This window comes from Stenotrophomonas sp. AS012628, from assembly GCF_010608305.1.
Classification (GTDB): domain Bacteria; phylum Pseudomonadota; class Gammaproteobacteria; order Xanthomonadales; family Xanthomonadaceae; genus Stenotrophomonas; species Stenotrophomonas geniculata.
In genome coordinates, this window is record NZ_VMBJ01000013.1 from 1 (window position 1) to 21,437 (window position 21,437).

The window sequence follows — 21,437 nt, forward strand, 5'->3', positions numbered from 1 at the left end:
GGGGAGGGGCTGTCCGGGGGAATCACCAGTGTGGGTCCATGCAAGGCCTTGATCCGAGGCATTGCGCGGGGAATGTCCTTGGCTTTCAACGGATCCCGTTCTGAAAAATGTTGCAGATCGGGCTGCTGCCCGTGGTGTCTGGTCGGGACGGCCGCCCGGGCGTCGAAGAGAGCCCGGGCCTTCCGGCGGACAGGCCAGCATGGCGGGGGAAAACCGACACCCCTCGAGGCCCCGAGGCCGGCCAGCGGCCGCTTCCACCTGCTCCCGTCATATCCCCTGCAGCCCCCGGCCGTTAGAATGGCGGCCGCTGTCCACCGCCCGCTCCCGGAGCCCCCATGCCCGTTGAAGCCCAGCCGGTAGCCGCCGTCGTCGACACGACCGGTGCGCCCGGCTATCTCTCCATTCGTGATTTGCGCAAGGAATTCGACGGTTTCGTCGCCGTCGACGACGTCAACCTGGACGTGCGCAAGGGCGAGATCTTCGCCCTGCTCGGTGGCTCCGGCAGTGGCAAATCGACCCTGCTGCGCTGCCTCGGCGGCTTCGAGACGCCCACCAAGGGCAGCATCACCCTCGATGGCCAGCGCCTGGACGCGCTGCCGCCGTACCAGCGGCCGGTCAACATGATGTTCCAGTCCTACGCCCTGTTCCCGCACATGACGGTCGAGCAGAACATCGCCTTCGGCCTGAAACAGGATGGCCTGGGCAAGGATGCGATCAGCAAGCGCGTCGGCGAGATGCTCGACCTGGTGCAGATGGGCCACCTGGGCAAGCGCAAGCCGCACCAGCTCTCCGGCGGCCAGCAGCAGCGCGTGGCGCTGGCGCGGTCGCTGGCCAAGGGGCCGAAGCTGCTGCTGCTGGACGAGCCGATGGGCGCGCTGGACAAGAAGCTGCGCTCGCAGATGCAGCTGGAACTGGTCAGCATCATCGAATCGTCGGGGGTGACCTGCGTGATGGTCACCCACGACCAGGAAGAAGCGATGACCATGGCCACCCGCATCGCGGTGATGGATGCCGGCTGGATCCAGCAGGTCGGCAAGCCGGACGAGGTCTACGAGCAGCCGGCCAACCGCTTTGTCGCCGAGTTCATCGGTTCGGTCAACCTGTTCGACGGGGTGATCGACGAGGACCTGCCCGAGTACGTCACCGTGCGCTCGCCGCTGTTCCCGGCGCCGATCTACATCGCCCATGGCATCACCGGCTATGAAGGGCAGCCGGTCGCGTTCGCGCTGCGCCCGGAAAAGGTGATGATCGGCAAGGACGAGCCGGAAGGGCACACCAACAAGGCGCAGGGTGTGATCGAGGACATCGCCTACTTCGGCAGCCATTCGGTCTACCACGTGCGCCTGCCCAGCGGCGCCAAGGTACTGGCCAACTTCGCCAACTCGCAGCGCTGGGCCAGCGATGGCCTGACCTGGGGCGACAGTGTGTGGGTGCACTGGCGCGACAACGACGGCGTGGTGCTGACCTCATGAGCACGGCCGGCCTGAAGCGCTGGCTGCCGGGGCTGCGTGCCACGGTGATCGGCATTCCGTACCTGTGGCTGCTGCTGTTCTTCGCAGTGCCGTTCCTGATCGTGCTGATGATCAGCTTCTCGCTCAGCCGGGTCGGCTCGCCGCCGTACACCTGGCTGCTGCAGTACGCCGACGGCGGCTTCTCGCTGAAGCTGAACCTGGAAAACTACCTGGCGCTGTTCCGCGATTCGATCTATGCGCAGGCCTTCCTGAGCTCGATCAAGATCGCAGCGATCTCGACCTTCCTGACCCTGCTGATCGGCTACCCGATGGCCTATGCCATCGCCCGCCTGTCACCGGCCGCGCGCAACGTGGCGATGATGCTGGTGGTGCTGCCGTCGTGGACCTCGTTCCTGATCCGCGTGTATGCGTGGAAGGCGATCCTGGACCGCAACGGCCTGCTCGACCAGTTCCTGCAGTTCACCGGCCTGCAGTCGCTCATGACGTCGATGGGCCTGCAGAAACTGCAGCTGATCGACACCCCGACCGCCGCCTACATCGGCATCGTCTACTGCTACCTGCCGTTCATGGTGCTGCCGCTGTACGCCAACCTCGTCAAGCACGACCACCGCCTGCTGGAAGCGGCCTACGACCTCGGTGCCAAGCCGTGGCAGGCGTTCCTGCGCATCACCCTGCCGTTGTCGAAGGCGGGCATCATCGCCGGCTGCATGCTGGTGATGATTCCGGCGATCGGTGAATTCGTGATCCCGGAAATGCTGGGTGGCTCGGAGACGCTGATGGTGGGCCGCCAGCTGTGGAACGAGTTCTTCAACAACCGTAACTGGCCGGGCGCCTCGGCGATGGCGGTGGCGATGATCCTGCTGCTGCTGGTGCCGATCCTGCTGTTCAACCGTTCCCAGCAGCGCCTGCTGGAAGGGAAGCAGGCATGAGCCCGCGTAGCGCCAAGGGCCTGGGGCTGGGCGTGCTGCTGCTCGGCTTCGCCTTCCTGTACCTGCCGATCCTGCTGTTGATGTTCTATTCGTTCAACAGCTCGCGGCTGGCGATGGTCTGGGCTGGGTTCTCCACCCGCGCCTACAGCGATCTGTTCGCCGACCGCGCGCTGATGGATGCGATGTGGACCAGCCTGGTGGTCGCGTTCTGGACCGCCTGCACGGCCACCGTGCTGGGCACGCTGGCGGCGATGGTGATGACCCGCTTCAAGCGCTTCCGCGGCAAGCCGCTGTTTGGCGCGCTGGTCACCGCACCGCTGGTGATGCCGGATGTGATCCTCGGCTTCTCGCTGATGGCGCTGCTGGCTTCGATGGGTGCGATTCCCGGGTTCCCGGCGCGTGGCCTGACCACCATCTGGATCGCGCACGTCACCTTCACACTGTGCTTCGTCACCGTGGTGGTGTCCTCGCGCCTGCAGGAGATGGACCTGTCGCTGGAAGAAGCCGCGATGGACCTGGGCGCGAGCCGGCTGACCGTGTTCGGCCGCATCACCCTGCCGATCATCGCGCCGGCGCTGGTGGCAGGCTGGCTGCTGGCGTTCACCCTGTCGCTGGATGATGTGGTGGTGGCCAGCTTCGTCGCCACGCCGGGCTCGACCACGCTGCCGATGAAGGTGTTCGCTTCGGTGCGCATGGGCATCAGCCCGAAGATCAACGCACTGGCCACGCTGCTGGTGTCGGCGGTGTCGATCGCCGCGGTGATCGGCTGGTACATCAATGCGCGTGCGGAGAAGCGGCGCCAGCGCGATCTGCAGCTGGCGCGGCAGGACAACGGCTGAGCACACGGCCTGTCGACAGCGCCGGCAACACCCGGCTCACGGACAGCGGCGCACAATGGGGGTCTTCCAGATGGAGATCCCCCATGACCGTCGAGATCATCAACCCGGCCACCGGCCAGGTGACCTACCGCCATGAACTGATGGGTGCAGCCGACATCGAGCAGCGCCTGCAGGCCGCTGCCGATGCCTTCCCCGGCTGGGCTGATCACTCGCTGCAGGACCGCGGCGCCATCCTTCGCCAGATTGCCGCGCAGCTGCGCGCCCGTCGCGATGACCTGCAGCAGGCGATGACCCACGAGATGGGCAAGCTCAAGGCTGAGGCGCTGGCCGAGGTCGACAAGTGCGCGGCCGCCTGCGAGTACTACGCCGACCACGCGGCCGACTACCTGAAGCCGCAGCTGATCGACACCGAAGCCCAGCGCAGCTATGTGCGCTACGAGCCGATCGGCTGCGTGTTCGCGGTGATGCCGTGGAATTTCCCGATCTGGCAGGTGTTCCGTTTTTTGGCCCCGGCGTTCATGGCTGGCAACGTGGCCGTGCTCAAGCACGCCAGCAACGTGCCGCAGTGCGCCGACCTGATCCTGGCGGTGTGCCGTGACGGCGGCCTGCCCGATGGCGTGTTCGATGTACTGCACATCGACAACGACCAGGCCGCCGAGGTGCTGCGCGACGCGCGGGTGAAGGCGGTGACGCTGACCGGCAGCGAGCGGGCAGGGCGCTCGATCGCTTCCAATGCCGGCAGCCAGCTGAAGAAGTCGGTGATGGAGCTCGGCGGCAGCGATGCCTTCGTGGTGCTCGATGATGCCGACCTCGACAAGACCGTGGCCGCGGCAGTGAAGTCACGCTTCGACAACAGCGGCCAGACCTGCATCGCGGCCAAGCGCTTCATCGTGGTCGATGCGGTGGCCGATGAATTCACCCGTCGCTTCGTGGAAGCGGCGGGCGAGCGCCAGTATGGCGACCCTGACGAGCGCGGCACCACGCTGGCGCCGATGGCGCGCGCCGACCTGCGCGACGAACTGCACAAGCAGGTGCAGGCCAGTGTCGCCAAGGGCGCGCGCGTGCTGATCGGTGGCGAGCCGATTGCCGGCACGCATGCCGGCTATCCGGCCACCGTGCTCGACCAGGTGGGTCCTGGTATGCCGGCCTACGATGAGGAACTGTTCGGGCCGGTGGCGGCAGTGATCCGGGTCAAGGATGAAGCCGAGGCGCTGCGCGTGGCCAACGACACCCGTTTCGGCCTGGGCGGCAGCGTGTGGACGCGCGACGCGGTGCGCGGCGAAGGCTTTGCCCAGCGCATGGAATGCGGCGCCGCGTTCGTCAACGCCATCGTCAAGAGCGATGCGCGGTTGCCGTTCGGTGGCAGCAAGCAGTCCGGTTTCGGTCGCGAACTGGCCGACCATGGCATCCATGAGTTCATGAACATCAAGACCGTCTACGTGGCTTGATGGATCATGCAATGCGCCACGACCAACGGTCGTGGCCTACCGGTCTGGTGGGTATCGACCGTTGGTCGATACGAGCTACAGCCACTTGGCGCGCTTGAACAGCCGGTACAGCCCCACGCACACGCCGCCCACGCCAACGATCATCAGCGGGTAGGACCACGGTTCGCTCAGCTCGGGCATGTGGCTGAAGTTCATGCCGTACCAGCTGGTGATCAGCGTCGGCGCCGCCAGCAGCGCCGCCCATGCACCCAGCCGCTTGACCGTCTCGCCCTGCGCCAGCGTCACCAGCGACAGGTTCACGCTCAGTGCGGTGCCCAGCATCTCGCGAAGGGTGTCGATCACATCGCTGATGCGTACCGCGTGGTCGTGCACGTCGCGGATGTACAGCTTCACCTCGTCGGGGATCAGTTCGCCCTGATAGCGACGCAGCTGTGCCAGCACGTCCTGCAGCGGCGCCACCGCCATGCGCATCTTGTTCAGTTCGCGCTTGAGCTCGTACAGCCGCACCACGGTGCTGCGCTTGTAGGTGTCGGCGAAGATGTCCTTTTCGAGCAGGTCCAGGGTGTCGCGGAAGCGGTGCACGATGGGCAGGTAGTTGTCGACCACGAAGTCGGTCACCGCATACAGGCAGTACGACGGGCCCATTTTCAGCAGCTGGGGCTCGCGCTCGACCCGCGCGCGTACCGGGGCGTAGGACAGCGAAGCGCCATGGCGCACCGTCACCAGAAAGCGTGGGCCGAGGAAGGCGTGGGTTTCGCCGTACTGGATGCGCTCGTCGACCATCTGCGCGGTCGTCACCACCACGAACATCGAATTGCCGTAGGTCTCGACCTTGGGCCGCTGGTGCGCATTGCGCGCATCCTCGATGGCCAGGTCGTGCAGGCAGAACTCTTCCTGCAATTTCAACAGCACATCGTCATTGGGGTCGTACAGGCCGACCCAGACGAAGCCATTGCCACCGGCAATGACATCGCTGATGGCGTCCAGGGTGATGTCGTGGCGTTTGCCCTCGTCATCGTAGTGGACGCAGTTGATGACGCAGGCGGGGTTGGCCGAGGCGGGCGCGGCAGCGGAGGCGGGCAATGACATGCCCGCCATCGTGCGTCAGGGCTGCGTTTTGGACAAGTGAGGAGTACGCCCCAGCACCCATGCCAGCGCGACGTGGACGGGCAGCAGCAGCACGATCCACTGCACGTTGTACTGCGCCTGCAGGCTCAGCCAGTGCAGCACCAGCGCGGCCACCGCCTGTACCGCCAGCAGCCACAGTACGATCCTGAACATGCGGCCCGGCACGCGCCGGCGCAGCAGGCTGATCGCCCCGGGCAGCAGCAGCACCGCCAGCGGCGAAAGCAACAGCAGGTTGCGATTGGCCCACGCGGCGTAGTGGATGCTGAAGCCCCACAGGAACACCAGCACGCCGCCGAACAGGGCACACAGCAGCCAGAACGGCAGCGCCAGCCCGGCCAGCAGGCGCGGACGGCGGCGCAGCGCCAGCACGCCGCCGGCCACGATCAGCCCGAGCAGCAGCCACGGCCACCAGCGGCGCGCGAATTCCTTCGGCTCCGGATCGATACGGTGCGGCAGCAGTTCCTGTTCGGACTGCACCAGCGGACGGCCATCGCTGTTACGTGCCTGGCGCAGCGCATCGGCCAGGCGCATCGGTACGAAGGCTTCCTGCCAGCGCGACAGCGGCTGGTCGGCGAACGGCCCCAGGCCTACATCGAAGCCCAGCCACATCCAGGGTGCCGGCGAGGCCAGGCGCACCGATTCACTGCGGTAGGTGTTGCCGCGCGAGCGCCCCGACAGCTGCGACTGCAGGCCGCCGCCGAGTGCCTTGTCCACCGTGTCGCGCACCATCGTGGCGCAGTTGGCGGTGTAGTAGTCGTAGTGGTAACGCGCGTTTTCCGGCTTGGCCCGTTCGGCCAGATCGGCAGCGAGCGTACGTGCCTGGTCGGGGCGCAGGTCCAGCCACTGCACGCTGGCGCCACGGCCGGTCTCGTCGTAGTAGGACAGATCCTGCTGCAGCGGTAGCGCCACCAGGTAATACATCATGTCGCCGCGTGCGAAGCGGCTGATGAAATCGTCCTCGGACGGGTCGAAGTAGCCGAAGTTGTACGAGGTCGCCTCACCGCTGACCGGATCAAGCACCACGATGGCGTCATGGCCGAAGCGTTCGAAGAACACCGTGCCCGGCTGCATGGTGACCACGCCGATGCGCGGGGCGGGGGCTTCAGTACTGGCGGGCGCCGTAGCGGCAGGCGGGGCCGCCGCCGGCTTCGCGAACGCGGCCAGCGGCAGGGCCATGGCCAGCACGCACAGTGCCAGCCACACCATGAGGATCAGGCCGCGGCGCTTCAAGTGTCGTCCTGCGCGTCCGGCGGCAGCACGGTCACGTGGAAGGCCTGTACCCGGCGCGCGTCGGCGCGGGCCACGCGGAACATGAAACGGTCCAGCGCCAGCTCGTCACCGACTTCCGGCAGATGGCCCACGGCCTCGGTGACCAGGCCACCGATGGTGTCGTAGTCCTCGTCGGAGAACGTCGCGCCGAATCGCTCGTTGAAGTCGCCGATCGGGGTCAGCGCGTCGACCACGTACTGGCCGTCGGACTGGATCGCGATCTGCGCCGAGGGATCCTCGGCCTCGTCATGCTCGTCGTCGATCTCGCCGACGATCTGTTCCAGCACGTCCTCGATGGTGACCAGGCCGGCGACACCGCCGTACTCGTCCACCACGATGGCCATGTGATTGCGCGACAGGCGGAATTCCTTCAGCAGCACATTGAGCTTCTTCGCCTCCGGGATCAGCACCGCCGGGCGCAGCAGCTCGCGCACGTTGGCCGGGCCGTTGTCGGCAACCACGCCGCGCAGCAGGTCCTTGGCCAGCAGGATGCCAAGGATGTCGTCCTTGTTCTCGCCGTGCACCGGGAAGCGTGAATGACCGGATTCGACCACCTGCTTCATCAGTTCCAGGAAGGGCGCCTCAACCGGCAGCGAGACCATCTGCGAGCGCGAAATCATCACGTCGCCCACGGTCAGCTCGGCGACCGAAATGGCGCCTTCCATCATCTTCAGGGTATCGGCGGCGATCAGACCCTCTTCCTGCGCGGTGTGCAGGACAGCGACCAGCTCGTCGCGGGTATGGGGTTCGCCGGAGAAGGCGGAGGTCAGGCGTTCAAGCCAGCCGCGCTTCTTTTCACTGTGCTCCGCAGGGGAGCTACTACTGTCGTCTTCTGACATCTCTGGAAAAAAGGCACCCGGCAGGCCGGGCGTTGGCCCAAGTCTAGCAGGATGTGACGGCCTGTCAGTGACTGCCGGTGGCCGGGGCAGGGGCGGCCGGGGCCGGCTCCTCCTCGGGCAGGTCCAGGCTGTAGGTGCAGCCGGCCAGGGTCTTGCCCGGGTGGGAGGCCACGGTGGAGACGCTGAGGATGATCGACTCGATCTGGGCCTCGCCGGTCTTCGGGTCGGTCACGTCGCGGCTGACCAGCTCGCGGCCGGCCATGAACTTGCCGTCCTGGTCGTAGCCGGTCTCCAGCGCCAGGCGCTTGGCCAGCGGGCGTGGGTCGGCCTGGTCGAGCACCGCCATGATGCTGGCGCCGGCCACGGCCACCCGCTCGGTGCTCATGCCGAACACGCTGATCGGCTGGGCCAGGCGGAACTCACTCATGAACTGGTTGCCCTGCGGCAGCGGCTGCAGGCCTTGGGCCACGGCCTTCAGCGGGTCGGCCAGCAACGGCGCCAGCGCGGCCTGATCGGCCACGCCCTGGCGGCATTCGATCAGCGCCGGCAGGTCCAGGCTGGAAGCGAAGGCGGCTGGGACCGCAAGGGCACACAGCAAAGGCAGGCAGCAGCGCAGTGACACGGGCGGTTTCCGCAGGCGAAGGGCCGCCATCATAGCTCCGGTGAGCGCCTGAACAGCCCGGTGAGAAGGCGCAGGAATCCGGTCATCGCCCGCCGCGCGACCATCAGTGAGAGGGTCAGCACAACCGCAAGCATGGCGATCTGCATCGATTGCCCCGCGATGCGCGCCACCGCCGGCCACAGGCCCGGGCTGGTCAGCCAGGGCATCAGTTCCGATGTGGCTGTCCTGGCCACTTTCATGTAGATCACGGCCAGCACGAACAGCACCAGCAACGAGGTGCGGCTGGCATGGAAGAACGGGAGTGCGTTGACCGGCCTGCCAAGCCGCTGCTGCAGCAGCGTTCGCCACAGCACCGGCAGGGTCAGGGCACCGACCAGTATCAGCACCATCGACGTTTCCCACAGCCCGGGCAGGTGGGCGGGTTCCGCTCTACCCGTGAGGTGGGGGCCGATCATGCCGGTCGCCAGCCCAGCCAGCAGGCACAAAGGCGAGAGCAGGGCGAGGCTGCGCAGCAGCCAGTGCCTGCCGGCGGGTTCACGAGCGCTGAGGCGACGCACGGTGTACGCGCCCAGCATCAGCAGGCCGGCGAACAGGCCCGCGCTCATCGCAAACGCCGTGAAGCTGTTTCCCGGAGTCATCCTTGATCCCCTTGTAGTCGTGGCGACGGGCGGTGGCCCGCTCAGCGCTCGCCCGCGTATGGGTCGTCGATGCCCAGCTCGGCCAGGATCTCCCGTTCCAGCTGCTCCATCGCCTCGGCTTCCTTGTCGTCCTCGTGGTCCCAGCCGAGCAGGTGCAGCACGCCGTGCACGGTCAGGTGCGCGTAGTGGGCATTGAGCGCCTTGCCCTGTTCGTCGGCCTCGCGTGCCACCACCGGTGCACAGATCACCAGGTCACCCAGCAGCGGGAACTTGACGCCCTTGGGCAGGCCTTCGGGTACTTCGGCCGGGAAGCTGAGCACGTTGGTGGCGTAGTCCTTGCCGCGGTAGTGGCGGTTCAACGACTGTCCTTCCTTGGCATCGACCACGCGGATGGCCAGATCGGCCTCGCGGATGCGGCCCTTCAACGCGGCGGCCACCCACTTGCGGAAGCTCACTGCCGCCGGCAGGCCGGCACGCGGCAGGGCATAACTGACGGCGACGTCCAGTCGCACGGGACCACGGGTCATGGAGTTGCTCCAGGTTGGATCTGATGCAGGTCGCGGCGGTCGTAGGCGCTGACGATGCGTGCGACCAGCGGGTGGCGGACCACGTCACGGGATTCGAAGAAGGTGAAGCTCACGCCCTCGACCTCACGCAGCACGTCGATGGCGTCGCGCAGGCCGGACTTCACATGCTTGGGCAGGTCGGTCTGGGTCAGGTCACCGGTGACCACCGCAGTGGAGCCGTAACCCAGGCGGGTCAGGAACATCTTCATCTGCTCGATGGTGGTGTTCTGTGCTTCGTCCAGGATCACGAACGCATCGTTGAGCGTGCGGCCGCGCATGTAGGCCAGCGGTGCGATCTCGATGACGTTCTTCTCCAGCAGCTTGACCACTTTCTCCACGCCCATCATCTCGTACAGGGCGTCGTACAGCGGTCGCAGGTAGGGATCGACCTTCTGGCTCAGGTCGCCGGGCAGGAAGCCCAGCTTCTCGCCGGCCTCCACCGCCGGGCGCACCAGGATCAGGCGCTGCACCCGCGATTCATTCAGTGCTTCGACCGCGCTGGCCACGGCCAGGAAGGTCTTGCCGGTACCGGCCGGGCCGATGCCGAAGTTGATGTCGTGGGTGGCGATCTGGTGCAGGTAGCGGCCCTGGTTTGCGCCGCGGCCGCGCACCGTGCCGCGCTTGACCTTGATCGCCACGTCCTGCGCTTCATAGGAGCGCTCGGCGATCTGCTCGACATTGGCCTGCGCCAGGCGCAGGTGGATGGCGTGGTTGTCGAAGGTGGTTTCGCCGGCTTCGGCGTACAGCGCTTCAACCAGCTTCTGCGCCTCGACGATGGCTTCTTTGGGCCCGCTGATGCGGAACACGAAGCCACGATTTGCGATCTCCACGCCGAGCTTCAGCTCGATCTGGCGCAGGTGCCCGTCGAAGGGGCCGCACAGGTTGGCCAGTCGCTCGTTGTCTTCCGGCGACAGGGTGAAGTCTCGATGATCGATGCTTTTCATTGCTTGGGGTGGGGCCGACGCCTTCCACCGCAGTGTATTCAGGGAGGACAAGGGTAGCGCGCGTGCGGGGCACACGGCCAGCAGACGGTCGATACAGCGTTTTCCACACCCGGTGTGGACGGGGCACGCGGGAAACCTGTGGATAGACCTCTGCGATGCTTGTGCCACAAGGCCCATGAGGTCCTGGTGAAAAAAGCGTCATGGCCGTTCGTCGCTGCGGCAGCACTGCCACGGGTGGCCTGTACGGGGTCATTCATCGTGATGGCAGTGCAGGTTTCGTTGCCGGGCGAGCAACAAAGCCACGTCCCTGCGGATTTCCACAGCGGTTGTGGAATGATGCCGAATCAACCTGTGGATAGGTGGTGCGGAGCCTTGCGGCAAAAGGCTTGCCCACGTGTGGTGAAAAAACCGTCAGGGCTGATCGGAATCATTGAGGGTGCACGGGGCACATGGCACCGTGTCGCCGTCGCAGGAGGGGATGGCATGGGCATGGGCATCGGCAACGGGATGCGTGGAATCGGACTGGCGGGCATCGGCCTGCTGGCGGGGTGTGGGCAGTCAACGCCGACTGCACTGGGCACGCTGGAATGGGACCGGATCACGGTGCCGGCGCCGGCGGCCGAAGTCATCGCCACGGTGGAGGTGCGCGAGGGACAGCAGGTCAAGGCCGGGGCCGTGCTGATGCGCCTGGACCCGGCGCGGGGAGACGCGCAGTTCGCCGCGGCTCAGGCTGATGCGGCGCGTGCGCAGGCCCAGCTGGAAGAACTGCAGATCGGTCCACGCCAGGAGCAGATCGCGCAGGCCCAGGCGCAACTGGCCGCGTTGCGCGCACAGGCTGCCGAAGCAACTGCCTATTACCGACGTGTCCAGCCGTTGGCACGGCAGCGCCTGATTGCCGCCGCTGAACTGGATCGTGCACGCGCCGCTGCCGGCAATGCCGAGGCCAGCGCGCGTGCTGCCGAGCAGGCCTGGCTGGAGCGGGTGCACGGCAGCCGTGTGCAGGATATCGCCCAGGGCCAGGCGGCCGCGGATGCCGCACAGGCACAGCAGGTGGTGCAGGGCGTCAACCTGCAGAAGCTGCAGCTGCGCGCACCGCGCGACGGCGTGGTCGATGCCTTGCCTTACCGGCAGGGGGACCAGGCGCCGGTCGGCGCGCCGCTGGCGGTGATGCTGGTCGGCGAGCGCCCCTATGCACGCGTCTACCTGCCGCAACCGCTGCGCCTGCAGGTCAAGGTCGGACAGGCCGCGCAGATACAGCTGGAGGGAGGCAGCACGGTGCTGACGGGGCACGTGCGTGCGATCCGCAGTGAGCCGTCGTTCACGCCGTACTACGCACTGACCGGTGATGACGTCGAGCGCCTGAGCTATCTGGCCGAGATCGAAGTGGACGGGAACAGCGACATGCAGAAGCTGCCAGCGGGCCTTCCGGTACAGGTGCGCTTCTGAACACCGGTGCGGACATCGCGGTGCACGCGCAGGGCCTGACCCGCCGCTTCGGCGATCTGCTGGCCGTGGACAATGTCGACCTGACCGTGCCGCGTGGCCAGGTCTATGGCTTCCTGGGGCCGAACGGGTCGGGCAAGTCGACCACCATCCGCATGCTGTGCGGCCTGCTGGAACCGAGTGCCGGGCAGATCGAGGTGCTGGGCCTGGCGGTTCCCGAGCAGGCCGAAGCACTGCGCCGGCGCATCGGCTACATGACCCAGCGCTTCTCGTTGTATGAAGATCTTTCGGTACGCGAGAACCTGGAATTCCTCGCCGCCATCCAGGATCTGCCACGCGCGCAGGCCCGGCAGCGGGTCGACGAACTGCTGCAGCAGTATCGTCTTCTGGACAGGCAGCCGCAGCTGGCCGGCACCCTCAGTGGTGGCCAGAAGCAGCGCCTGGCGCTGGCCGGCGCCGTCGTGCATGCGCCCGAGCTGTTGTTCCTGGACGAGCCGACCAGCGCAGTCGATCCGGAATCGCGCCGCGATTTCTGGGAGGCCCTGTTCGAACTGGCCGATGCGGGCACCACCGTGCTGGTCTCGACCCACTACATGGACGAGGCCGAGCGCTGCCACCGCCTGGCGATCCTTGATCGTGGCGCGCTGGTGGCCGACGGCACGCCGGCCGAACTGTGCGCACGGCTGGAAGGGCGCACGCTGCAGGTCACCGCGTCGCAGCCGCGCCTGGCCAGCCGCGCACTGGCCGATCTGCCCGGCGTGCTCAGCGTGGCGCAGATCGGCACCCATCTGCGCGTGCTGTGCAATGAGGGAGCGGCGGACATCGCAGTGCTGGGCCGTGCGCTGGCCAGTGCTGACCCGCAGGCCAGCATCGAGAAGGTGGCACCGAACCTGGAAGACGTGTTCGTGGCCGCCACCCGTGGTCGTGGCCGGGAGCCGGCGGAATGAACCTGCGCAGGCTGTGGGCGATCATGCTCAAGGAACTGCGGCAGCTACGGCGCGACCGCATCACGCTGGCGATGATCGTCGGCATTCCGGTGATGCAGCTGCTGCTGTTCGGCTATGCGATCAATCTCAACCTGCGTCACCTCGACGCCGGTGTCGCCGATCAGGCCAACAGTGCCGCCTCGCGCGCGCTGGTGCAGGACATGGTCGCCACCGGCGTGATCACGCCGCGCAGCGAGGCGTACACGCCCGACCAGCTGATGCAGGCGCTGCGCCGTGGCGAGATCAGTGTCGGCATCGTGGTGCCGGCCGACTTCGAGCGTCGCCGCTTCGACGGTCGCGAAGCAGTGCAGGTGCTGGTCGATGGCAGCGACACCGTGGTGCAGAGCGCAGCGATCCAGCTGGCGCAGGTGCCGCTGGACACGCGTCCGACCAGCAACACGCGTCCCCTGCGCGAAGGCAGCATCGCCAGTGGTCCTATCAGCGTGACCAGCTTCTACAACCCGCAGCGGCGCTCGGCGGTGAACATCGTGCCGGGCCTGATCGGGGTGATCCTGACCATGACCCTGGTGATGTTCACGGCCGTGGCGGTGGTGCGCGAACGCGAGCGCGGCAACATGGAGCTGCTGATCGCCACGCCGGTGTCGCGCAGCGAACTGATGGTGGGCAAGGTGCTGCCTTATGCAGCGATTGGCCTGCTGCAGACCACGCTGGTGCTGGTGCTGGGCACCTGGCTGTTCCAGGTGCCGATCCGCGGCAGCCTGCTGGACATCTACCTGGCCGCAGTACTGCTGGTGCTGGCCAACCTCGCACTGGGCCTGCTGATTTCCACGCGCGCGCGCTCGCAGTTCCAGGCGATGCAGATGACGTTGTTCCTGTTCCTGCCGTCGATCCTGCTGTCGGGCTTCATGTTCCCGTTTGCGGGCATGCCGCGGCCGGTGCAATGGCTGGCGGAAGTGCTGCCGCTGACCCACTTCCTGCGGCTGGTGCGCGGCATCATGCTGCGCGGCGCCTCGCTGTGGGAGCTGTGGCACGACGCGCTGGCGCTGCTGGCCTTCATCGTGGTGATGATGACGCTGGCGATCCTGCGCTTCCGCAAGCGATTGGATTAAGGCCTGTCATTCGGTAGTGCCGGCCGCTGGCCGGCATCATTTCCGGTGGGTGCCGACCGTTGGTCGGCACACCCAGACCTTACTCCGCCAGCACCCGCGCGCGCAGCGAATTGGTCAGCGCTTCGGTGATCACCACATCCACGAACTGGCCGATCAGCCGCGCCGGCGCCGGGAAGTTCACCGAGCGCATGTTCTCGGTCTTGCCGGTCAGCTCGTTCGGATTCTTGCGCGACGGACCTTCCACCAGCACGGTCTGCACCGTGCCCACCATCTTCTGGGAGATGCTGGCCGCGTGCGCATTGATGCGCTCCTGCAGGCGCGACAGGCGCGCGTGCTTCTCCGCATCGCTGATCGTGTCCTCCAGGTCGGCCGCTGGCGTGCCCGGGCGGCGCGAATAGATGAAGGAGAAGCTGTGGTCGAAGCCGATGTCTTCGATCAGCTTCATGGTCTTCTCGAAATCGGCATCGGTCTCGCCGGGGAAGCCGACGATGAAGTCCGAGCTGATCGAGATGTCCGGGCGCACCGCGCGCAGCTTGCGGATCTTCGACTTGAATTCCAGTGCTGTGTAGCCGCGCTTCATCGCCGACAGCACGCGGTCGCTGCCGGCCTGCACCGGCAGGTGCAGGAAGTTGGCCAGCTGCGGTACGTCGCGGAACGCATCGACCAGCGAATCGCTGAACTCCAGTGGGTGCGAGGTGGTGAAGCGGATGCGGCCAACGCCATCGATCTCGGCGATGGTGCGGATCAGCAGGCCCAGGTCGGCGAACTCACCATCGCCATACGGGCCACGGTAGGCGTTGACGTTCTGGCCGAGCAGGTTGATCTCGCGCACGCCCTGCGCGGCCAGCTGGGCCACTTCCACCACCACGTCCTCGAACGGGCGGCTGACCTCCGTGCCGCGGGTGTAGGGCACCACGCAGAACGAGCAGTACTTCGAGCAGCCTTCCATGATCGACACGAACGCCGAGGCGCCATCGGCACGCGGCTCCGGCAGGCGGTCGAACTTCTCGATCTCGGGGAAGCTGATGTCCACCTGCGGGCGCTTCTGTTCGCGCCGCGCGCGGATCAGTTCCGGCAGGCGGTGCAGGGTCTGCGGTCCGAACACCAGGTCGACGAACGGCGCGCGCTTGATGATCGCTTCGCCTTCCTGCGAGGCGACGCAGCCGCCGACGCCGATGATGACCTCGCGGCCCTTGTTCTTCAGGCCCTTCCACACGCCCAGCTGGCTGAATACCTTCTCCTGCGCCTTCTCGCGGATGGAGCAGGTGTTGACCAGGATGACGTCAGCGTCGTCCGGGGTATCGGTCAGTTCCAGGCCATCGCTGGCGGCAAGCACGTCGGCCATCTTGGCCGAGTCGTACTCGTTCATCTGGCAACCGTGGGTCTTGATGTACAGCTTGCCCTTGACCTGGTCGGGCTTGCGCGGACCAGCGGGCAGGGCAACGAGCGGGGTACCGCCCGGCGTGGCGGGCGGAAAGACGTCTGGCGTCCCGGTCATGGCGCTTAATCCATTCGGGTGGCGGGAAAGCGGGCAATTCTACCCGCATCCCGCGCCAGCCGCCGCGTTCATGCGGCCAAGCCCAAGCCCGGCGTGGTCATCACTGTAGAGCCGAGCCCACGCTCGGCTGCCTTGTGCAAGGCGGAGGAGCAGCCGAGCGTGGGCTCGGCTCTACAAGGGGGCGCTGATTACGCCGCCACCAGCTCCGCATCGATCCGCCGCGACCGGTCGAAGGCGGTCATCGCGCTCATCCGGGCGATGTAGTCGGCCGTTGCCGGCGCCGGCTGCACGAGGCCAAAGGCGGTGGTCCAGGCCAGCGCATTGCCCCACAGCACATCGGCGGCGCTCATCGTCTCGCCGAGCAGGTACGGGCCCTGCGCCAGCTGGGCCTCGACCACCTGCAGCACGGTCTCGGCGTCGTTGTACGGCGACATCAGGCGCGGCGGCGGCTCGCGATGCATCGCCTTGTCGATCATCGCCGGCTCGAAACAGGCGCCATAGAAGGCCATCCAGCGCAGGTAGGGCCCGCGCAGGGCGTCGCCGATCGGCGGGGCCAGCCCGGCTTCCGGATACAGGTCGGCCAGGTACAGATAAATGGCCACCTGTTCGGTTACCAGTGCGCCGTTGTGGACGATGGCCGGCACCTTGCCCATCGGGTTGATGGCCAGGTAGGCCGGGGCCAGGTTGGCGCCGGCCTTCAGGTCCAGCACCTGCATGCGGTAGTCAGCACCCAGCGCTTCGAGCAGGGCCACGGCGCCGCTCGAGCGGGAACGGGCGGCGTGGTACAGGGTGATCTGACGTGAATTCATGGCATTGCTCCTTGCGGTGGGTGGTGAACTGGAGGCCATCCTGGGGCACTATTGCGGACGACTTCTGTCCTCGATCCTTCATGCGCCATACCGCCCACCGACTGCTGCGCCTGATCGCCCTGTTGCAGGCCCGCCGCCAGTGGTCGGGGGCCGAGCTCGCCGAGCGCATGGGCGTGGACCGACGCAGCATCCGCCGCGATATCGAGCGCCTGCGCGAGCTGGGCTACCCGGTGCAGGCCTCGGCCGGGGTAGGGGGCGGCTATCAGCTGGGGGCCGGGGCACCGGTACTGCCGATGCTGCTGGATGAGGAGGAGGCAACCACCCTGGCCATCGCCCTGCGCGCCGCCTCGGCCACCGTCGCCGGCATCGACGACACCGCGCGTGGCCTGCTGTCCAAGCTCGACCCGCTGGTGCCGACCCGTCGCCGCCAGCAGGCCGGCGAGGTGCATGCAGCGACGGCCACCCTGTCCGATCTTCCGTCCACCGACGCACGCCTGCTCGGACGGCTGGCCCAGTACTGCCGGCAGGCGTCACGGCTGGCCTTCGAATACCGCAGCGCGCAGGAGGCTGTTACCCAGCGCGAAATCGAGGCGCAGCACCTGGTCAATTACGGCCGGCGCTGGTACCTGCTGGCCTGGGATCTGGGCCGGCAGGACTGGCGCACCCTGCGCGTGGACCGGATGGGCGCGGTACGTGAGTGCTCCGAGCCGGGCATGCACCGGCGCACCCCGGCGCCGCCGGACGTGATGGTGCGGCAGGCGGTCAGCCAGGCCCCGTTCGCGCTGCAGGCCATCGTCCGCCTGGCCGGCAGCCGCGCCGAACTGGAAGGCCGCATTCCGCCCTGGTGCGGGGTGCTGGAGGCGGATGGCGCCGAGCACTGCCTGCTGCGCATGGGGGCCGAGAGCCGGGGCATGATGCTGGCGCAGATCCTCAGCCTGGACCGCGTGCCGGTGGCGCTGTGGACCACGCCGCCGGGCCTGCGCGACGAACTGGCCCAGCGCCTGGCCGGGCTGGGCCAGGTGCTGGCTGTGCCGCCGGTCACAGGCTGAGCCACATCGCTTGGCAAGCCCCGGCGAAGCTGGGACACTCGCCGCCATGAAGGGGATACTGGGGACAACGGCGATCATCATCGCTGCGCTGACCGCTGCGCCGGCCAGCGCCGGCACCCTGTACAAGTGCCAGGGCCCTGACGGCGTCACCAGTTATGTGAGCAAGCGGGTGGCAGGTGCGCGCTGCAGCACCATCAGCTACAGCCGCGACACCCGCCCTGCGCCGCGCCCGGTGGTGGCCGCATCCAGGCCGGCGCCGACCACGGTGGCCAGCATCGAACGCAACCCGGTTGCCGTTGCCGCCAGCGCCGTAGCGCCGGCAACGGTTGCGCCGGCACCTGCATCCGCGCCCGCAGCTGCTCCGGCACAGCCGGCCGCCTCGCGTGCCGGGCGCATGGTCAGCGGTCAGGTCTATTCCTTCATGAAGGACGGCGTGCGCCACTACACCAGTGCGCGCCCGACCCAGGTCGCCAACCTCGGCCCGGTGCGGACCATCCGCTACAGCTTCATGGAGCGCTGCTACGCGTGCGGGGTCAATCCACGCGTGGACTTCGGCAGCGTGCGCCTGAACACCTCGGCCTTCCAGACCGAGATCACCTCGGCCGCGCGCGAGTTCGGCGTGGAAGAGGCGGTGGTGCGGGCCATCATCCATGCCGAGTCGGCCTACAACCCGACCGCGCTCAGCCGTGCCGGTGCGCAGGGCCTGATGCAGCTGATGCCGCCAACCGCCGCGCGCTTCGGGGTCAGTGACTCCTACGATGCCGGGCAGAACATCCGCGGCGGCGTGCAGTATCTTGCGTGGTTGCTGAAGCGCTTCAATGGCGACCTGACCCTTGCCGCAGCCGGCTACAACGCTGGCGAAGGCGCGGTCGACCGCCATGGCGGCGTACCGCCCTACAGCGAAACCCAGTACTACGTGCGCCGGGTCGGGCAGCTGGCCGAGCGTTACCGCACCGCCCTGAGCCACCAGTAGGGACCGCAGACTGGTGGGTGCCGACTGTCAGTCGGCACACCGTTGAACAGGTAGGTGCCGACTGTTGGTCGGCACTCCTTGCAAAGAGCGTTGTGTGGCGCGCGACGGTTCCGCTACACTCAACCGTGATTCAATGCGGCTCTGGCCCCCACCGGATCCGCTGGCAGCCTTAAAGCTACCTAATCAATATCGGAGTGCCGGATGGCCAACGATGGGGTACACGATCCAGTCAACACCGGACGTCGGCGTTTTCTTTCTGCCACCACAGCCGTGGTGGGCGCCGTCGGCGTCGGATTCACCGCAGTTCCTTTCATCAAATCCTGGAACCCCAGTGCCCGCGCCAAGCTTGCCGGCGCACCGGTGGTGGCCGACATCAGCGCCCTGCAGGAAGGCCAACGCCTGATCGTGGAATGGCGTGGCCAGCCGATCTGGATCGTCAAGCGGTCCAAGGCGATCCTCGATGCGCTGCACGGGCTGGACGGTCGTCTCAAGGACCCCGAGTCCGGCGAGAAGGACCAGCAGCCGGAGTACGTGCTGAAGCAGAACCCCGAGCTGCGCTCGATCAAGCCGGATATTTCCGTGCTGGTCGGCCTGTGCACGCACCTGGGCTGCTCGCCGGAAATGGTGGCCGAGATCCGGCCTGAGCCCTACGACCCGCAGTGGAAGGGCGGCTACTTCTGCCCCTGCCACAAGTCGCGCTTCGACATGTCCGGCCGCGTCTTCAAGGACGTGCCGGCGCCGATCAACCTGAAGGTGCCCGCGCACCACTACCAGGACGACAACACCATCATCATCGGTGTCGATCCGCAGGGGGCTGCCTGATGGCCAATATCCTCAGCCGTACCGCCAGCGGCGTGGCCGACTGGGTCAATGCCCGCGCACCGGGCCTGATGCCGGTGTACCGCAAGCACGTCAGCGAGTACTACGCGCCGAAGAACTTCAACATCTGGTACTACTTCGGTTCGCTGGCGCTGCTGGTGCTGGTCAACCAGATCGTCACCGGCATCTTCCTGACGATGCACTACAAGACCAACGCCGCCGAGGCGTTCGGCTCCATTGAATACATCATGCGTGATGTGGAGTGGGGCTGGCTGATCCGCTACATGCACTCCACCGGGGCCTCGCTGTTCTTCATCGTGGTCTACCTGCACATGTTCCGCGGCCTGCTGTACGGCAGCTACCAGAAGCCGCGCGAGCTGGTGTGGATCCTGGGCATGCTGATCTACCTGGTGCTGATGGCCGAAGCGTTCATGGGCTACGTGCTGCCGTGGGGCCAGATGTCGTTCTGGGGCGCCAAGGTGATCATCTCGCTGTTCGGCGCGATACCGGTGATCGGCAACGGCCTGACCGAGTGGATCATGGGCGACTACCTGCCCAGTGACGCCACGCTCAACCGCTTCTTCGCACTGCACGTCATCGCCCTGCCGCTGGTGCTGTTGCTGCTGGTGGTGCTGCACCTGGGCGCGCTGCACGAAGTGGGGTCGAACAACCCGGACGGCGTGGAGATCAAGAAGGGGCCGAAGGGCAACCGCTGGTCGCCGAACGCACCGGCCGACGGCATTCCGTTCCACCCGTATTACACGCTCAAGGATGGTGTCGGCGCCGGCTTCCTGCTGATCATCGCCGCCTTCATCATCTTCTTCGCGCCTGGTTTCGGCGGCCTGTTCCTGGAGCACGACAACTTCACCGAGGCCAACCGCCTGGTCACCCCGGAGCACATCAAGCCGGTCTGGTACTACACGCCCTACTACGCGATGTTGCGCGTGGTGCCGAACAAGCTGGGCGGCGTGCTGGTGATGTTCTCGGCCATTGCGATCCTGTTCCTGGTGCCGTGGCTGGACAAGGCCAGGGTGAAGTCGGTGCGCTACCGCGGCTGGATCTCGAAGGTGATGCTGGGCGTGCTGGCGGTGTGCTTCGTCTGGCTGGGCGTGATTGGTTCCGGCCCGGGCACCGACGTGCACGAGACCTACATCGGGCGGGTGCTGACCTTCCTGTACTTCGCGTTCTTCATCACCATGCCGCTATGGACACGGTTGGACAGGACCAAGCCGGTACCGGAGAGGGTGACCACCCATGACTGATCGCTGGATGGTCCGGCTGGCCCTGACGGCCACCCTGATGCTGGGCAGTTTCCTGGCCTCCGCCGCCGAAGGCGGCACCAAGCTGCTGCAGGCCGGCAACGACCTGGGTGACCGCGCTTCGCTGCAGCGCGGCGCGCAGCTGTACATGAACTACTGCTCCGGCTGCCACTCGCTGAAGTACCTGCGCTATTCGCGGATGGCGCAGGACCTGGGCCTGACCGAAGAGGAGGTGATGAACAACCTCAACTTCACCGGCTCGGCGATCGGCGATCCGATCCCGGTGGCGATGCCCAAGGAGAATGCCGAGAAGTGGTTCGGCAAGATGCCGCCAGACCTCAGCCTGATCTCGCGCGTGCGGGGCAGTGACTGGGTCTACACCTATCTCAAGTCGTTCTACCTGGACAGCAGCCGGCCGCTGGGCTGGAACAACGCGCTGTTCGCCAACGCGTCCATGCCCAACCCGCTGTGGGAAATGCAGGGCCTGCAGCATGCCGTGCATGGCAAGCCCGAAGCGCCGGGCATGGACCCGCCGGTGACCGGCCTGAAGATTGAAACGCCGGGTTCGGTCGATGCCGGGCAGTACGACCAGGCCGTGCGGGACATCACCAACTTCCTCGAATATGCCGGCGAACCGGCCGTGCTCAAGCGCCAGCAGCTGGGCGTGTGGGTAATCCTGTTCCTGGCCCTGCTGACCTTCCTGCTGTATCTGTTGAAGAAGGAATACTGGAAGGACGTTCACTGAATCTGCCGCCGGCCATCGCACGGGCCTATTGGCTTTTGTGATGGTCGGTTGCACACTCGGGGAGGAGTCGATCGCTGGCACGGTGCCGGCGG

Annotated in this window: 21 protein-coding genes; 12 read left to right on the forward strand and 9 right to left on the reverse strand. The window is 66.8% G+C overall.

Translation table 11 applies throughout. From position 1 onward, the window contains the following. The first annotated feature begins 335 nt into the window (after positions 1-335). The 4 genes from potA to G5A07_RS08165 all read left to right on the forward strand — a co-directional run bounded on the left by potA (position 336) and on the right by G5A07_RS08165 (position 4,688). On the forward strand, positions 336-1,472 hold the full coding sequence (gene potA, locus G5A07_RS08150) for a polyamine ABC transporter ATP-binding protein (protein WP_010486163.1): 1,137 nt from the start codon (positions 336-338) through the stop codon (positions 1,470-1,472). After that, positions 1,469-2,401, forward strand: a complete 933-nt coding sequence (locus tag G5A07_RS08155) for an ABC transporter permease subunit (protein WP_043400427.1) — start codon at positions 1,469-1,471, stop codon at positions 2,399-2,401. Before potA ends, G5A07_RS08155 begins: the two co-directional genes overlap by 4 nt. Further along, positions 2,398-3,240, forward strand: a complete 843-nt coding sequence (locus G5A07_RS08160) for an ABC transporter permease subunit (protein ID WP_008267688.1) — start codon at positions 2,398-2,400, stop codon at positions 3,238-3,240. The genes G5A07_RS08155 and G5A07_RS08160 overlap by 4 nt, the downstream gene beginning before the upstream one ends. Positions 3,241-3,323: 83 nt before the next feature. Further along, positions 3,324-4,688, forward strand: a complete 1,365-nt coding sequence (locus G5A07_RS08165) for an NAD-dependent succinate-semialdehyde dehydrogenase (protein WP_191863132.1) — start codon at positions 3,324-3,326, stop codon at positions 4,686-4,688. 75 nt (positions 4,689-4,763) lie between these two features. Here the strand turns inward: G5A07_RS08165 and G5A07_RS08170 are convergent, their stop codons facing one another. From G5A07_RS08170 to G5A07_RS08200, 7 genes are all read right to left on the reverse strand, one after another. Then, entirely contained in the window at positions 4,764-5,786 is a 1,023-nt protein-coding gene (locus G5A07_RS08170; protein WP_019337144.1) for a magnesium and cobalt transport protein CorA, read from the reverse strand. A gap of 6 nt (positions 5,787-5,792) precedes the next feature. Next, complete coding sequence (locus G5A07_RS08175; protein ID WP_191863133.1) at positions 5,793-7,046, reverse strand: DUF4105 domain-containing protein; 1,254 nt, start codon at positions 7,044-7,046, stop codon at positions 5,793-5,795. Continuing rightward, complete coding sequence (locus tag G5A07_RS08180) at positions 7,043-7,924, reverse strand: transporter associated domain-containing protein (RefSeq protein WP_100471821.1); 882 nt, start codon at positions 7,922-7,924, stop codon at positions 7,043-7,045. Before G5A07_RS08180 ends, G5A07_RS08175 begins: the two co-directional genes overlap by 4 nt. 64 nt (positions 7,925-7,988) lie before the next feature. Next, positions 7,989-8,576, reverse strand: coding sequence for a hypothetical protein (locus tag G5A07_RS08185; protein WP_019337146.1), 588 nt, complete (start codon positions 8,574-8,576; stop codon positions 7,989-7,991). Next, on the reverse strand, positions 8,576-9,184 hold the full coding sequence (locus G5A07_RS08190) for a hypothetical protein (RefSeq protein ID WP_191863134.1): 609 nt from the start codon (positions 9,182-9,184) through the stop codon (positions 8,576-8,578). Before G5A07_RS08190 ends, G5A07_RS08185 begins: the two co-directional genes overlap by 1 nt. A 41-nt stretch (positions 9,185-9,225) precedes the next feature. Then, positions 9,226-9,711 (reverse strand): rRNA maturation RNase YbeY, encoded by a 486-nt coding sequence (ybeY, locus tag G5A07_RS08195; RefSeq protein ID WP_005408831.1) that lies wholly within the window; start codon positions 9,709-9,711, stop codon positions 9,226-9,228. Next, entirely contained in the window at positions 9,708-10,694 is a 987-nt protein-coding gene (locus G5A07_RS08200) for a PhoH family protein (RefSeq protein ID WP_010486137.1), read from the reverse strand. The genes ybeY and G5A07_RS08200 overlap by 4 nt, the downstream gene beginning before the upstream one ends. A gap of 489 nt (positions 10,695-11,183) precedes the next feature. Here G5A07_RS08200 and G5A07_RS08205 point away from each other — a divergent pair, with 489 nt between their 5' ends. From G5A07_RS08205 to G5A07_RS08215, 3 genes are read left to right on the forward strand one after another with little or no spacing between them, the layout of a single operon-like run. Next, complete coding sequence (locus tag G5A07_RS08205; RefSeq protein WP_019337149.1) at positions 11,184-12,140, forward strand: HlyD family efflux transporter periplasmic adaptor subunit; 957 nt, start codon at positions 11,184-11,186, stop codon at positions 12,138-12,140. A 20-nt stretch (positions 12,141-12,160) separates the two neighbouring features. Further along, a complete protein-coding gene (locus G5A07_RS08210) occupies positions 12,161-13,084 on the forward strand; it encodes an ABC transporter ATP-binding protein (protein ID WP_010486131.1) in 924 nt (307 codons plus the stop codon). Next, positions 13,081-14,193: an ABC transporter permease gene (locus G5A07_RS08215; RefSeq protein WP_049412557.1), complete on the forward strand. Its 1,113-nt coding sequence runs from the start codon at positions 13,081-13,083 to the stop codon at positions 14,191-14,193. Before G5A07_RS08210 ends, G5A07_RS08215 begins: the two co-directional genes overlap by 4 nt. Before the next feature lie 79 nt (positions 14,194-14,272). Here G5A07_RS08215 and miaB read toward each other — a convergent pair whose 3' ends face one another. Together miaB and G5A07_RS08225 are read right to left on the reverse strand one after the other, a co-directional pair. Beyond that, positions 14,273-15,691, reverse strand: a complete 1,419-nt coding sequence (miaB, locus tag G5A07_RS08220) for a tRNA (N6-isopentenyl adenosine(37)-C2)-methylthiotransferase MiaB (protein WP_191863135.1) — start codon at positions 15,689-15,691, stop codon at positions 14,273-14,275. A gap of 188 nt (positions 15,692-15,879) precedes the next feature. Further along, positions 15,880-16,500 carry a glutathione S-transferase gene (locus G5A07_RS08225; protein WP_191863136.1) on the reverse strand — a complete coding sequence of 207 codons (621 nt, stop codon included), beginning with the start codon at positions 16,498-16,500 and terminating at the stop codon, positions 15,880-15,882. Between the two features lie 80 nt (positions 16,501-16,580). On the opposite strand from G5A07_RS08225, the gene G5A07_RS08230 reads away from it, so the two are divergent. From G5A07_RS08230 to G5A07_RS08250, 5 genes are all read left to right on the forward strand, one after another. Beyond that, on the forward strand, positions 16,581-17,549 hold the full coding sequence (locus G5A07_RS08230) for a WYL domain-containing protein (RefSeq protein ID WP_191863137.1): 969 nt from the start codon (positions 16,581-16,583) through the stop codon (positions 17,547-17,549). A 46-nt stretch (positions 17,550-17,595) separates the two neighbouring features. After that, positions 17,596-18,522: a lytic transglycosylase domain-containing protein gene (locus G5A07_RS08235; protein ID WP_043400452.1), complete on the forward strand. Its 927-nt coding sequence runs from the start codon at positions 17,596-17,598 to the stop codon at positions 18,520-18,522. A 201-nt stretch (positions 18,523-18,723) separates the two neighbouring features. Next, entirely contained in the window at positions 18,724-19,344 is a 621-nt protein-coding gene (gene petA / locus G5A07_RS08240) for a ubiquinol-cytochrome c reductase iron-sulfur subunit (RefSeq protein ID WP_010486121.1), read from the forward strand. Beyond that, complete coding sequence (locus G5A07_RS08245) at positions 19,344-20,603, forward strand: cytochrome bc complex cytochrome b subunit (RefSeq protein ID WP_019337153.1); 1,260 nt, start codon at positions 19,344-19,346, stop codon at positions 20,601-20,603. The genes petA and G5A07_RS08245 overlap by 1 nt, the downstream gene beginning before the upstream one ends. Next, positions 20,596-21,345, forward strand: a complete 750-nt coding sequence (locus G5A07_RS08250; protein WP_191863138.1) for a cytochrome c1 — start codon at positions 20,596-20,598, stop codon at positions 21,343-21,345. Before G5A07_RS08245 ends, G5A07_RS08250 begins: the two co-directional genes overlap by 8 nt. Positions 21,346-21,437: the final 92 nt, after the last annotated feature.